The 15069-nt window shown below is 33.3% G+C and carries 9 protein-coding genes; 8 read left to right on the forward strand and 1 reads right to left on the reverse strand.

Annotation, left to right across the window (positions count from 1 at the left end):
- Positions 1-539: 539 nt before the first annotated feature.
- Positions 540-797, reverse strand: a complete 258-nt coding sequence (locus tag QE422_RS10815; protein ID WP_307457945.1) for a hypothetical protein — start codon at positions 795-797, stop codon at positions 540-542.
- A gap of 229 nt (positions 798-1026) precedes the next feature.
- On the opposite strand from QE422_RS10815, the gene QE422_RS10820 reads away from it, so the two are divergent.
- The 8 genes from QE422_RS10820 (at position 1027) to QE422_RS10855 (ending at position 15068) form a co-directional block, all read left to right on the forward strand.
- Entirely contained in the window at positions 1027-1218 is a 192-nt protein-coding gene (locus tag QE422_RS10820; RefSeq protein WP_307457948.1) for a hypothetical protein, read from the forward strand.
- A 104-nt stretch (positions 1219-1322) separates the two neighbouring features.
- Entirely contained in the window at positions 1323-4454 is a 3132-nt protein-coding gene (locus tag QE422_RS10825; protein WP_307457950.1) for a type III restriction-modification system endonuclease, read from the forward strand.
- A gap of 6 nt (positions 4455-4460) precedes the next feature.
- Positions 4461-6482 carry a site-specific DNA-methyltransferase gene (locus QE422_RS10830; protein ID WP_307457955.1) on the forward strand — a complete coding sequence of 674 codons (2022 nt, stop codon included), beginning with the start codon at positions 4461-4463 and terminating at the stop codon, positions 6480-6482.
- Between the two features lie 18 nt (positions 6483-6500).
- Positions 6501-7340 (forward strand): hypothetical protein, encoded by an 840-nt coding sequence (locus tag QE422_RS10835; protein ID WP_307457958.1) that lies wholly within the window; start codon positions 6501-6503, stop codon positions 7338-7340.
- Positions 7341-7350: 10 nt separating this feature from the next.
- Positions 7351-8574 carry a DGQHR domain-containing protein gene (locus QE422_RS10840; RefSeq protein WP_307457960.1) on the forward strand — a complete coding sequence of 408 codons (1224 nt, stop codon included), beginning with the start codon at positions 7351-7353 and terminating at the stop codon, positions 8572-8574.
- 4 nt (positions 8575-8578) lie between these two features.
- On the forward strand, positions 8579-10012 hold the full coding sequence (locus tag QE422_RS10845) for a DUF262 domain-containing protein (protein ID WP_307457962.1): 1434 nt from the start codon (positions 8579-8581) through the stop codon (positions 10010-10012).
- Positions 10002-11834, forward strand: a complete 1833-nt coding sequence (locus tag QE422_RS10850) for a DUF262 domain-containing protein (RefSeq protein WP_307457965.1) — start codon at positions 10002-10004, stop codon at positions 11832-11834. The genes QE422_RS10845 and QE422_RS10850 overlap by 11 nt, the downstream gene beginning before the upstream one ends.
- Before the next feature lie 3 nt (positions 11835-11837).
- Entirely contained in the window at positions 11838-15068 is a 3231-nt protein-coding gene (locus QE422_RS10855; RefSeq protein WP_307457967.1) for a helicase-related protein, read from the forward strand.
- Position 15069 lies beyond the last annotated feature (1 nt).

The following is a 15069-nucleotide window of genomic DNA, read 5'->3' on the forward strand; positions in this document are numbered from 1 at the left end:
TATAGCGCTGACGAAAATGGTAATTTTAAAAATTAAATGTTTCACAGAGTAATTCTAACGGAAGCAATACTTATTCTCAAACACCATGTAACTAACCAGCATCATAAAAAAATATAATAAAATCTGTCTACTTATATTACTGATGTCTTCAGTATTGGTATACAGTCAACAATTAAGCAAAAGAGAAAATTTAAAATTTCAAAATTTCGAAAAAAATAAAAATCTTTATCAGAATATGACTTTTGAGGATTTATTGAAAGATCTACCCGAAATAAAGATGCTAAGGATTATGCCCAATAATCCGCAGATAAATATTCATACTTTTATCATTGGTTTCCTGAATAATCAGAATTCAATAAATCTTCTGATAAAAAGAGAGTGACTTTATATATTAATGGGAAAATTAATAAGCAAAATATTTCAAAAGAATAGTTAAGGTTTCAGATAATCCCTTTACTTCAATTCAGGGAAGCCGGCCACTTTTGGAGCGATGCTATCTGCGAACTCCTCAGTGCCGGTAAACTCACCGAACCGGATCCCTAAACCCGGGTCACCGCATCCACGTAATATAACCGCCATCCAAATGCTTTCCTATAGATCGCCGGCTGGTTTTCGCGCTTATCCTGTTGGGCAGAATACCGGTTAACCCTTTTATCATAAAAGACGGTTCCCTGATTAGCAATAACCTGCTGTGTAAAACATACAAACTTACCGATATTGAAAAAGTTGTTTTCCGGATCGCCGTCCCTGCGCCCAGCCGTCGTGGTGTCATGGAAAAATATGCAGGTGATGCTCACCAATGGAAAAAAAAGCCGGACCTACGCCTTCTCCTCTAAAATACAACGCCTGCCGGAATCCCAGCATGGAATGAAATCCTATATCCAGAAATTGCAGGCTCAATTATGAGTACAGGGGTCAATAGTGAATTGATTAAGTAATAAAAAGCTTCTTAACAGCCGGAAAGAAAAATTTGTCAGTTATCTTTTACGGTTTCCCATATTTGTGAAATCGTTTTTTTATCTATATTTGACAAAACTTTTGACCGTGAAAAAACTGTTTTTCCTGACCGCCCTGTGCGGTATCCTTTCCTTCCTGCATGCGCAGTCCGTTCCAAAATTTGTTTACGCTGAGATCGTAGGTGAATCAAGATTCCTCAGCAATAAGGTAACCGTATCTATTGATTATGGGCAGGCGACTTCTTTTTTTGAGAGCATGTAGTCCTAGGGGTAGAATAATTTTTAACCCCATTAATATCTATATCGAAGGTTAATTTTGTTTTCTATGATCGTATTGGTTATTTTCGCATTGAAATTATTTATTTAATGAAGTTACAATTCAAAGAACAGGATTTTCAAATACAAGCTGTGGATGCTGTAGTAGAATGTTTTGAAGGTCAAACTCTGAAAACTAATCGCTTTACGCTTGAGAAGACAGCTGAAATTTTACGGAAAGCCAGAGAGCAGGCGAAAGGAATTGCTACATTAGAATATGAAGTAGAAGAACTTATTGGCTACAGAAATAGTACCATACAAATCACTGACTCTCAAATTTTTGATAATATTGTTAATGTCCAGCGGAAGCACTACTTAATTGAGAATCAAAAATTAGATTATGTAAAAGGAGCTAAGATTGGCTATAATCTTACAATCGAGATGGAAACGGGTACGGGTAAAACCTATACTTATATCCGTACAATGTATGAGCTGAATAAAAAATATGGATGGAGTAAATTTATCATCATTGTACCAAGTATTGCTATCCGAGAAGGGGTTTTTAAAACTTTTGAATTAACACAAGATCATTTCCAGGAAATTTATGGACATAAAATTAGTCCTTTTATTTACAACTCTTCCCGTCCGCAGGATATTGAAACTTTTGCTTCGGATGGACGAATCAGTGTAATGGTTATCAATACACAGGCTTTTGCCGCAAGAGGTGCAGATGCGAGACGTATTCATCAGGAACTTGATCATTTTGGTTCAAGAAGGCCGATAGATATTATTGCGCAAACGAAGCCTATAATCATTATTGATGAACCGCAGTCTGTTGGTAGAGAAGGCTCAGTTACTTTAAAGAGTATGGAAGATTTTCATCCGCTTTTTACTTTGCGATATTCAGCTACGCATTTAGAAGAATACAATAAAATATTCCGACTGGATGCACTAGATGCTTATAATAAAAAGCTGGTAAAGAAAATTCAGGTTAAAGGAATTAATCTTAAAGGATCTTCGGGTACAACAGGATATTTATATCTGGAGTACATCAGTTTGAGTGCAAATAAACCTCCCTTAGCTTACTTGGAATATGAAAAACGATCAGGAAATGGCGTAAAACGTGTTCGTGAAAAAATTGCTCAGGGAACAGATTTATATGAAGTTTCAGGTGGTTTACCAGCATATAAAAACTGTCTGGTAACAGAAGTTAATGGTTACCTTAATAAGATTGTAGTTAATGGTCAGGACATTTATCCCGGAGACATCATCAACGATAAAGACGAATTGGCCTTTCGAAGAATTCAAATCAGGGAAACTATCCTATCACATTTGCAAAAGGAAAAAGTATTATTTGAGAAAGGAATAAAAGTTCTTTCCTTATTTTTCATCGATTCGGTCGAAAAATACCGAAAGTATGATGAAATGGGAGAGGGAGTTTTAGGTGAATATGCACAAATCTTTGAAGAAGAATACAAGAATGCCATCAATCAGTTTGTTGATCTGTTTCGCCAGGATTACACCGATTATGTGATTGAGACCGATGTAAATAAAACTTCAAAAGTCTATGCACCGGGAAGTTATTTAGATTATTTGCAACGTGACGATGCAGACCTAGTGCATAATGGTTACTTTTCTATTGATAAAAAAGGGAAACCTATTGACCCCACGATCAAAAGAGGGAGCGAAGATTCTGATGATGTTTCTGCTTACGATCTGATTATGAAAGATAAAGAACGGCTGTTGAGTTTTGAAGAACCAACTCGTTTTATCTTTTCTCATTCTGCCTTAAAGGAAGGGTGGGATAATCCTAACGTATTTCAAATCTGTGCATTAAAAAATGTTGATAGCGCAAGCCAGACAAGAAGAAGACAGGAAGTAGGTCGTGGAATGCGTCTGGCGGTTGATAAACGAGGTGTTCGTCAGGATTTCGAATTGGTGGGCGAACAGGTTCACGACATCAATGTATTGACGGTCATTGCTTCTGAGAGTTACGAAGAGTTTGCAAAAGGTTTGCAGAATGAAATTGCAAAATCACTGAAAGACCGTCCGGTAAAAGCGGATACTAAATTCTTTCTGGGTAAGGTTTTGACTAACGAAATGGGCGAGACAAAACGCTTAACAGAAGACGATGCTGAAGAACTGGTTTTTCATCTTCGCGCAAACGGAATTATTGATAAAGAAAAAAAAATAACTCCCGAAGGAAAAGAACTGATTGAAAAAAATGAAGTTCCGATCCCGGAACATTTAGTAGCCTATGCTTCTTCAATCATCCAACTGTTGCAATCGGTTTATAATGGAGAAGGTATTAAACCAGATGACGACCGGGACAATATTCCTCTAACGGTTAATAAAAACTTTGCTAAAAAAGAGTTTCAGGAACTTTGGAAAAAGATTAGTCTGAAAACGGTGTATGAAGTGAAATTTGATACAGACAAACTGATTGATGACAGCAGAATCCGAATTGATGCAGACTTGCATATCTCTGAAAGAAAGTATGAGATTAAGACCGGTGAAATGAATGAGATAGACAAGAATATGTTGAAAGAGGGAGAAGCCATTTATGTAACCAAAACAGATTCAAAAAAATTATCTTCTGACCTTTACACTGAAGTAGCTTATGATATCGTTGGCGAAATAGAGGCCTTGACCAATCTGAAAAGGATGACAGTTGTTGCCATTCTTAAGAAGCTGAAACCAAATACTTTTGCGCTTTTAAGGAAAAACCCGGAGGAATTTATTGCCAAATCTGCTAAATTTATCAATGAAACCAAGGCTTCACTTATTATCAACAATATTGTCTATCACAAAACAGAAGAATCTTTTGATGCAAAAACGGTTTTCACTAATGGCAAAAATATATTGCGTACCGAAGAAATCCTTCAAAAACATATTTATGATTTCCTTCAAACCGATTCTATAATAGAAAAAGAATTTATTAAAAATCTGGAACAGGCTACAGAAGTTGTGGTCTACGCTAAATTGCCTAAAGGATTTTATGTCACAATTCCAGGAGGAAAGTACAGTCCCGACTGGGCAATTGTTTTAGACAGTGAAAAAATGAAACATATCTATTTTGTAGCTGAAACCAAAGGTTCTGAAAATATAATGGATCACAGAGGAATTGAACAATTAAAAATACATTGTGCGAAAGAACATTTTAAAACCATTAGTAATGGCGAAGTAAAATTTGATGTTATTACCACTTACGAAAAACTTCAATCAATTGCACAATTAAAATAAACCAAGATGAACGATAAACTAGACCTACAATCTACCGATATAACCAGCCTTAAGATAGAAAAAATAACGGCTCTTTTCCCCAACTGCGTTACCGAAACGGCAGAAGGCAAAAAGATCGATTTTGATTTGCTGAAACAGGAACTCTCTACCGAAATCGTAGAAGGCAATAAAGAGCGCTACCGACTGGAATGGCCCGGAAAGCGCGAAGCTATTGTTACCGCCAATATTCCAACTACCAAAACTCTGCGGCCAGTGCGAGAAGATTCTGTAGATTTTGATACCACCGAAAATATCTACATTGAAGGTGACAATCTGGAAGTACTTAAGCTCTTGCAGGAAAGCTACCTGAATAAGATTAAAATGATCTATATAGACCCGCCTTACAATACGGGGAAAGACTTTGTGTATAAAGATAATTTTGCCAAAGCCGGTGAAGAAGAACTTTTTGAAAGCGGACAAAAAGACGAATACAACCAACGTTTGGTAGCCAACCCGGAAACAAACGGACGCTACCATTCTGACTGGCTTTCTATGATGTACCCAAGATTAAAGCTGGCAAGAAATCTTTTGACGGAAGATGGCGTTATTTTTATTTCTATTGATGATAATGAAGTTGATAATTTAAAAAAGATTGCTGATGAAGTTTTTGGAGAAGTAAATCGCTTAGGTGTTTTTCAATGGAGAAGACGTCAAACTACCGACAACAGAAATGAAAGTAGAGTGTCATTTGACCATGAATATATACTAGCATATTCAAAAACTGTTTTTGCAAAATTAAAAGGAAGGAAAATTGATGAAAGTAAATATACTAATCGTGACAATGATCCTAGAGGAGTATGGGCAAGTATAGATCTTTCAGGACTGGCTACGGCAAATCAAAGGCCAAATCTTCACTTTGATATAATTGATCCAAAGACAGGTAATAGCTATCCTCCTAATCCAAATAGAGGATGGTCGAAAAGCAAAGAAACAATAAAAAAAATGATTGAAGAAGAAAGAATTTTGTTTCCTAGTAAACCTGGTGGAAGACCAAGGGAGAAAAAATTTCTTGCAGCACTTCAAAGTTCAGTAACTGGTTTTTCTACATGGTTAGATTCAAAATTAACAGGTTTTAATACAGATGGTACGCGTGAGGTTACTGAACTAATGCAAGGTAAATTCTTTGATTTTCCTAAGCCATTAGCTTTATTATCATTACTAATAGAACAATGTTCATATGAAAATAATGATATTATTCTCGACTTCTTTTCCGGTTCTGCAACAACTGCCCACGCCGTTATGCAACTTAATGCAAAAGATGGAGAAAATCGCAAATACATTATGGTGCAATTACCCGAAGCCACTGATGAAAAAAGCGAAGCCTACAAGGCGGGTTATAAAAACATTTGTGAGATTGGTAAAGAACGTATCCGTAGAGCTGCTAATAAAATAAAAGAGAATACTAAAAAGGAAATATTAGGATTGGATCTTGGAGAAAGTAGTATTGGTTGGGCTACTATAGATGGGAACAAGAAAATAAAATCTATTGGTTCAAAGACTCTTTCCGAAGGAAGTAGAGATGAAATATCAAAAAACTCAACGAATATTATTGAAAAAGAAATTATTAAAAATATTTCATTAGACTTAGGTTTTCGTGTCTATCGTTTAGATTCTTCCAATATGCAGGATGTGTATTACAAACCGCAGGATTATAACCAAGGTACGCTAGACCTTTTTGCAGACAATGTAAAAGAAGGTCGTACTGCGGAAGATCTGGTTACTCAGGTAATGCTCGATTGGGGATTGCCATTGTCTTTACCCATAGAACGCAAAAACATTTCGGGCAAAGAAGTCTACGCCATAGCCGGAGATTCTCTGTATTGTTGTTTTGATGACGGTATTGATGAAGATTTTGCTAAAGCAATAGCCCAAGAAAAACCATTGCGCATTGTTTTCAGAGATAGAGGTTTTAAAGATGATACCGCAAAAGAAAATGTGAAACAACTGCTGAAACAGTTGAGTGTTGGGACAGAGATGAGGGTGATATAGAAATTTAATGATTTATATATGTCAGAAACTAATAAACCAGAAACTAAATTAGATTATTTAATCGTCGGTGCTAATTGGGCTGCAATTGTAATAGTAACAATTGCAACTATTGCTTTAATTTGGGTCGTCTCAAGTTTAATTGGAAAAGAAACTAAAAATACTGCTCCAAAAGAAATTGTCATTAAATATATAATATCTGTTGATACTTCCTCAATAAAAATAAATAAAGATTCTGCTAATATAAAAGCAATAAAAGGTCTTGACGAAAATAACAAAAAGATTTTGAATGAGATCAATTCGTCTGTTGATGCTCAATATAAACGTATGGAGTCTATATTATCGGTGCAAGAGGATCGAAGCAAACTATTTTCTTATGGTGCTGGTTTTTTAGCAATTTTAGTTGCTATTGCTACATTTTTCGGATTTAAGTCAATTAATGAGATGAAAAAAGGTACTATTGAAGCAGCAGAATATGAAGCTAAAAAAATTGCTGAGGAAAAAGCAAAAGAAGTTGCTCAAAAAGTTGCAGAAGAAAAAACCAAAGAGGAGCTGGTAAGTAGGCTGGATGGAATTAAAGTCGAATTAGAATCTTCTCTTACGTCTGATTTTCAGCGTAAACTTGATGAAAGAGAATTAAATGTATCAGATGAGTTTATCAATTCAATGAGAGATGAATTCGATATAAAATTAAATAAATTAAGAGAAGAGCTTTCTAGCTTAAACGAGAATTCTATTCCAGTATATGCAGATCAATCTGCTGCTGAAAATACCAATGTTTTAACTGAAGCTGTTTCAGAAGAATTTGATGCACCTAACGATAACGAAAGTTTATATAACGATAATGATTTAAATAACTAATTTTATGATAATGAAAGCTATAGAACTATACAGAAATAACGATCATATAATTTTAGTTACAGCAATAAAATTTAAAGATCTAAAAAATATCGTAAAATTTACGCAGAGAATGTCATCAAACTGGTCTGATAAAATTTTTGAGAATGATGAAAGTTCTAAATTTTATCAGCGACAAACTAATGAAATCAGAGTTAAAAATATAAAGAAATACATTTTAGAGACGCTATTAGAAAATAGTGAAACAGAAATACTTTTTCCCTCTTCTATGATTTTGAGTATAAATTCAGATCATAATGAATTTACGAAAGATAAGTTTAATGTTGTTGATTTTGATTTACCTGGAGAACAGGAAAGCTGTTTAATCGTTGATGGTCAACATCGGATGAAAGCTATGTACGAACTATATAAGGATCTAGAAAATAAGTTATTTGAAGAAAATAATCGCGAAAGAATTTTGAATTATAAATTTAATTGTACTATTTTATTTGGTTATGATATTTGGGAACAAGCGAAAATATTTGCAAGTGTAAATTTCAATCAGAAACCGGTAGATAAATCTTTGTATTATGATATTTTTGGTGAAGTTCCTAAATCAGGAAAAGATGAAAAATTAAGTAATTTATATGTAGCACACGAATTAGGTAAATTTCTTAATTCATCTTCTAAATCACCCTTAAAGGGTTTCGTAAAGAATTTTATTTCAAATAGTGGATTTATTTCCCAGGCTTTTCTAACTGAGCAAATTTTAACATTATTGAGTTCTAAAGGTGGATGGAATGATGTTGTTGAAGATTTTAAAAAAAATGAGCAGGAAAGATTAGATTTACACAAAAAGCTTCCTAAGGTATTTGTTGCTTATTTTAATACGATAAAAAACGAACTATCTGATTATTGGCCTAATTCTATCGAGAAAAAAGATTCTACAATTCTCACCAAGACAACAAGTTTGGGAGCATTCCTTCGATTATTAGGAAAAATAAATGAACTCTTTAAATTAGGATTATTTCCAAATTACGATAAAACGGATTTGAAAGATTTAACTTTAGAAGAATTAGAGGAGATTTTTAAAGATATTTTTAAGTCTTTTAATAAAAATTCTGTTGAAGGACAAGAGTTGTCTAAAAAGTACTTTGGTGAAGATAGTAATTACAAAGGTGGTGGATCAGTAGGATTACAAAGTAAGTTGTATAAAGAGCTTGCAAAGGAAATTGGAATACCTCTAGATAAAAACTAATAACTTGGAGAAAATAACCGCTCAAATCAAAAAGGTCATCAAAGTCTTGGATGACAAAATGGAAATCCCAAACTACCAAAGACCTTACCGCTGGACAGAAGATAATGTCCGTTTATTGTTAAAAGATATTACCCATAGCTGGAAGGAAGGAAAAAGTTCTTATCGGATTGGAAGTGTAATCCTTAATAGTAAGGATGCAAAGCTTAATATCGTTGATGGTCAACAGCGTATCACTACTATTTTACTGATACTAAATTCTTTAGGTAGTGATGTTGGGTCTGTTTTAAGAGATTCATTACAATACAATCATCAGGATTCAATCAATTCTATTATTCGTAACAACAGTTTTATTGAATCTTGGTTACAAGAAAATATAGGAAACGATGCAAATAGTTTCGAGAAATATATTTTAGAATATTGTGAATTTGTAGAAATCAAAGTGAGCGACCTTTCCGAAGCCTTCCAGATGTTTGATTCACAAAACGGTCGTGGTAAAGAGTTGGAAGCTTATAATCTTTTGAAAGCCTATCATATCCGGGCAATGGAAAGCAATACGTTTGAAGAGAAAATTGCTTGTGACAAAACCTGGGAGAGTGCTGCAAGATATCAATCAAATAAAGAAAGCAACCAAGTCTCAGATTTATTAAGACAGCTCATTAATGAGCAACTATACAGAACCCGTTTATGGAGTCGTAAAGAAACCGCATCAGAATTTAGTAAGAAAGAAATTAAAGAGTTTAAAGGAATTACAGTTAGTAAGAATCATCCTATTGATTTTCCTTATCAAAATAAAGCACTATTGCAATACGTAATGCAGCATTATTTAAACTCACTGGGTATAACTGTAAATGGTGTTAAGTCAAGATTCAAGCAATCTTCGCCTGAGAAAATCAGTCCATTTGCTTTACTCAACCAAAACATTGTTAATGGAAAAGATTTTTTTGTTTATACAGAGACTTATGTTGAAATATACAAAAGGCTTTTTCATTCTGAATATGATGATATGAAGGAATTTAAAACGTTTCTTCAAACAAATTGTAAATATTCCGGTTCGCATCGTGATGGAGATCAATATCTATTTGAACTTTATAAATCATTGATAATGCTGATGTTTGATAAGTTTGGAGAAGATGGTGTTGAGAAATATCATAAGATTTTATATCTCTTGGTTTACAGACTTCGTCTTGAAAAGGAACAAGTACGCTACGCAAGTGTTGCAGATTATCCTGTTCAGAACAAAGTATTCAATATCATAGAAAATGCTCAAACCTATTCTGATTTAATTCGATTGGAAAAAATGGCAAATAAAAAAGTAGTTTGTAAAAAAGGGGTTAAGAGAGTGATTGAGTTTTTTGATGGACAACAAATAAAGCTGGAATCTTTTGATTCAAATAAAGTAAAATTAACTGATTTCAAATTAGTATACAATGTCAACTAAAAATCTAAATAAAAGCTTACAACAAATTTTTCAAAGCAACTATATAGTTCCTCTTTATCAGAGAAATTATGCCTGGGGGCAAGATGAGATAGAACAGTTGCTTCAGGACTTGTATGAGAATTTTAAAAAGTTTGCAACCAATCCAACTTTAAATTACTTTATTGGAAGTTTAGTTGTTCTCAAAAGGAAAGACGAATTATATGAGGTAATTGATGGACAACAGCGATTAACTACTTTATCTTTATTACTAAAAATATTGAATCTTGCAAAAGAACCAAAACTCTTTTACGAATCTAGACCTGAAGTAGAGTCTTTTTTTGATTCTTATTATAGAAATGGAAAAACAACGGAAGTTACTTTTGATTACAAAGTTTCTCATTTGGTTAATGCTGTAGATTTGCTGCAGCAATCTATTGTAAACCCTGATGAAAAGATTCCACTGTATTTAGATCAAGTACTAAATTTAGAACCGTCATTTAGAAATTTCATTTATGAGAATGTAATTCTCGTCCGTGTAGAAATTCCACAAGATACGGATGTCGCAAATTATTTTGAAATAATGAATAATCGAGGCGAGCAATTGCAGAAACACGAAATTCTAAAATCTTATCTGATGGAGACATTGAGAGATGAAAAAGGAAATTATTTTGAGAAACAACAAGATGAGTTTTCAAAAATTTGGGATGCTTGTTCACAGATGGATACGCATATTCAGAAATTATTTTCATCAGAAGAAAGACAGAAATACTTTGGAGAAAGTTATGATGAAATAAGACAAGTTGATTTTGAGAATGAGGAAACGCACTTTAAGAGCGGGTTTTCAATCAATCAGGCATTGGGAAATACGACTAATAAAATAAATTCAGTTGAGATTGAAGATATTGATGACTCCGGAAGAGACCAATCTATCATTGATTTTCCAAACTTTTTAATGCACATTTTTAAAGTAAAATATCAAACTTATAATGATAATGGAAATGAAACAGAAATCCCATTAAATGAAAAAGACTTGATTAGAGTTTACGAAGGTTTGAAAGATAGAATAGACGTGAAGGACTTTGTAAATGATTTACTTTATTACCGTACTGTTTTTGATAGGTTTATTGTAAAGGCTACAGATGAAGAAGCAGATGAAGAAAAATATAAATGGACTTTACAAAAGCCTTGCAAATACGATTATTATAAAAGAAATACTTCTAGTCTGAAATATAAAAATACTTTTGAAAATCAAGACAGATTAATCAAATCAATCTCACTCCTACAAGTTACATTCAGAAACAGAAAATATAAAAATTGGCTGCAGGAAATATTACTTTTCTTCTCGAATAAAGAAAGATTTAATATAAGTATTTTAGATTACCAAGATTTTATTGATGGGATAATTTTAAATCATTTTGATGTAAATATAGACTCTTCCAAGTTTGATGACGGTGTGAAAGTTCCACATTTTTTATTCAATTTTATTGATTATTTGTATTGGGTTCAAAGTCCTTCTGATTTTAAATTTACTTATCGTAATTCAGTTGAACATCATCTTCCGCAATCCTATAAGAACGAAATTAACGAGGATTTGCTAGATAATCTTGGAAACCTTTGTTTGGTTAGTAAGAATTCAAATTCTAAAATGAATAATGAACATCCAACCGGAAAAGCGGCCATCGATGGAAAATATTATAGGCCAAATCTTCCTCCTAAACAGAAGACAATTTACAATATCACAAATAAAGAAAAAAAGTGGGGCAATGAAGAAATATTGACTCATAGAATTGAAATAACAGATTTATTGGAAAAAAGGGAAGCAATTTTAAGAACTTCATATTAAATTATGAAATTAATTAACAATATCAACAACCGCCTTATAGACGATCTCAAAGAGAACATCAAAAAGAAAAGCAAATTGGCCATTGCTGCTTCTTCCTTTTCCATCTACGCTTTTGAAGCCTTGCGAAAAGAGTTGCAAAGTGTCGATGAGTTGCGTTTTATTTTTACATCTCCCAGTTTTCTGCAAGAGAATCTGAAGAAAGAAGTGCCTAAGTTTTTCATTCCACATCTTTTTAAGGAAGCGGATCTATGTGGTGGTGAGTTTGAGTTGCGTTTGAAAAATCAATTAACCCAAAGAGCAATAGCTCAGGAATGCAGCAAATGGGTTAAAGAGAAAGTTACTTTTAAATCTAATAAACAGACCAAATACCCAATGCAGGGGATGATTCATTCATCAGATAAAGAGGAGTCTTCGCTTGCCTGGAGTGGTATTAATAGTTTTACTTCTGCTGATTTGGGATTAACACCTAAAAAAGGATTTCCTACTTTAATTCAAAAAACTGATTTCCCTACTAGCAAAGCTTATCTGGATTGGTTTAATCAGGTTTGGGAAGATGATGAAAATCTGGAAGAGGTGACTGAAAAAGTACAGCAATATTTTGAGAAGGCGTTTAAGGATAACAGTCCAGAGTTTATCTATTTTATTACATTATACAATATTTTCAACAATTTCCTTGATGATCTCAGTATAGATAATCTACCAGATGACAGAGTAGGATTTAAAGATACTGTGGTTTGGAACAAGCTTTTTAATTTCCAGAAAGATGCCGTCATTGGAGCAATCAACAAACTCGAAAAATACAAAGGCTGTATTTTGGCAGACAGTGTGGGGTTAGGTAAAACATTTTCAGCTTTGGGAATTATTAAATATTACGAAATGCGTAATAAAGACGTTTTAGTGCTATGTCCCAAAAAGCTGGAAGCCAACTGGAATACTTATCGTCATAATGATAAAACTAATATTTTAGCAAAAGACCGTTTCAATTATGATGTATTATTTCATACCGATTTGTCTCGGGAATCCGGAATAAGCAACGGACGTAATCTTGCTAATGTGAACTGGGGAAATTACGGTTTAGTGGTGATCGATGAATCACATAACTTCAGAAATGCAGGCTTAACTTATTCCGAGAAAGAAAATCGTTATCAGGCTTTATTAAGAAAAGTAATGCAGGAGGGTATTGAAACAAAAGTATTGATGCTTTCCGCTACACCGGTAAATAATAAATTTAATGACCTTAAAAATCAGTTAGCATTAGCCTATGAAGGTGATTCACATATTATTGATGAAAAATTAGATACAGAATTAGGCATTGACAGTATTTTTAAAAGAACACAGAAAGCATTTAATGTCTGGACAAAATTAGATTTGTCTGATAGGACAACAGAAAAGCTTTTGGATATGCTAGATTTTGATTTCTTCGAAGTATTAGATTCTCTGACCATCGCCCGTTCAAGAAAACATATTGCAACTTATTATGACACAAGTACTATTGGGAAATTCCCTAAACGCAATAGACCGTTCTCTATAGAAAGCCCATTAACGGAAGATCAGACTTTGACTTACGAAGAAGTTGCACAGCTGCTTAGTGAATTAAATCTTTCTGTTTACTCTCCATTGAAATATATTTTACCGAGCCAATTAGCTAAATATGCCGAACGTTATGATAAAAAAACAAAGAATGGTAAATTCAGGCAGGTTGACAGAGAAAAAAGTTTAAAAGTTCTAATGCGCATCAATTTACTGAAAAGGATTGAAAGTTCCATCGACTCTTTCAGAATAACGACTAATGGCATTGTAGCACAAATAGAAAACACTATAAAAGCCTTGTCTAAGGATGGTCTGGAAGATCTGGTGAGTCCTCAGTTTGATACGGAAAATGAAAACTTTGACTGGGATACGAACTGGGGAGATGAAGAAAATGTATTTGGAAAAAAAGTAAAGGTTCATTTAGCCGATATAGATAGAAGACAATGGAAAGAAGATTTAGAGGAGGACTTAAGTACCCTGAATGAGCTTCTAAAGAAAGTTAATACAATTACCCCAATTGCAGATTACAAACTTCAAAAGTTGATTGCAAATATCAAAGAGAAAATAGAAAATCCTTTGAACTCAAATAATAAAAAGGTTATCGTATTTACAGCATTTGCAGATACTGCTGGTTATCTTTATAACAATTTAGGTGAGATATTTAAAAATGAATATCAAATCAATACAGCTTTAATTACAGGATCGAAAAGAGTTACAACTGCTAAAAGTATTCCGACAGAACTCAATGCGTTATTAACCTGTTTTTCTCCACAATCAAAAGATAAGGACTTAGTTTTTCCGACGATCACCGAAGATATTGATATTCTAATTGCTACAGATTGTATTTCTGAAGGTCAGAATCTACAGGATTGTGATTATTTGATTAATTATGATATTCACTGGAATCCCGTTCGTATAATCCAGCGTTTTGGCAGAATTGATAGGATTGGCTCAACCAATGAATCGATAACATTGGTTAATTTTTGGCCGGATATCACATTGGATAATTACATCAATTTAAAACAAAGAGTTGAAGATAGGATGCTTATTTCGGATATGGCCAGTACGGCTGATGACAATATTCTAAAAGAGAACCAAAAAGATCTTGAATACCGAAAAATTCAATTAAAAAAATTACAGGATGAAGTTACAGACTTAGAAGATTTACGGGAAGGAATTGATATAACAGATTTGGGACTAAATGATTTTAGAATCGATTTATCAAATTTCATCAAAGAATATGGAGAAATGGTTGATATTCCTGAAGGAATACACGCCGTATTTCCTTCTACAGAAATTCTAAAGCCGGGAGTTATTTATGTATTAAAAAATATTAATGAAAACATAAACATCAATAAACTAAACCGATTACATCCTTTTTATCTTGTTTATATAAACAATGAAGGGGAATTAATATATAGCCATATTGATTCAAAAAAGATCCTGGATGCCATTCGAATGTTGAGTAAGGGAATAAAAGAACCCATTGCTTCCTTATGCGAGCAACTCAATACTGAAACTCAAGAATATCATAATATGTATGTCTATTCGGAATTGCTTAAAAAATCAATTGCTACTATCCTGGAAACTGAAGATGAAAAAGATGTAATGAGTTTGTTCAAATCAGGAGGTACTCATGTGATGAAAGAAAAGTTCAAAGGTATTGAAGATTTTAAGCTAATCTCGTTTCTGATTATTAAATAAA

The organism is Chryseobacterium sp. SORGH_AS_0447, assembly GCF_030818695.1.
Lineage (GTDB): Bacteria > Bacteroidota > Bacteroidia > Flavobacteriales > Weeksellaceae > Chryseobacterium.

Coding starts and splice junctions, on each gene's coding strand:
- QE422_RS10830 (WP_307457955.1), top strand. CDS start 4,461: ATGAACGATAAACTAGACCTACAATCTACCGATATAACCAGCCTTAAG.
- QE422_RS10855 (WP_307457967.1), top strand. CDS start 11,838: ATGAAATTAATTAACAATATCAACAACCGCCTTATAGACGATCTCAAA.
- QE422_RS10835 (WP_307457958.1), top strand. CDS start 6,501: ATGTCAGAAACTAATAAACCAGAAACTAAATTAGATTATTTAATCGTC.
- QE422_RS10825 (WP_307457950.1), top strand. CDS start 1,323: ATGAAGTTACAATTCAAAGAACAGGATTTTCAAATACAAGCTGTGGAT.
- QE422_RS10840 (WP_307457960.1), top strand. CDS start 7,351: ATGAAAGCTATAGAACTATACAGAAATAACGATCATATAATTTTAGTT.
- QE422_RS10850 (WP_307457965.1), top strand. CDS start 10,002: ATGTCAACTAAAAATCTAAATAAAAGCTTACAACAAATTTTTCAAAGC.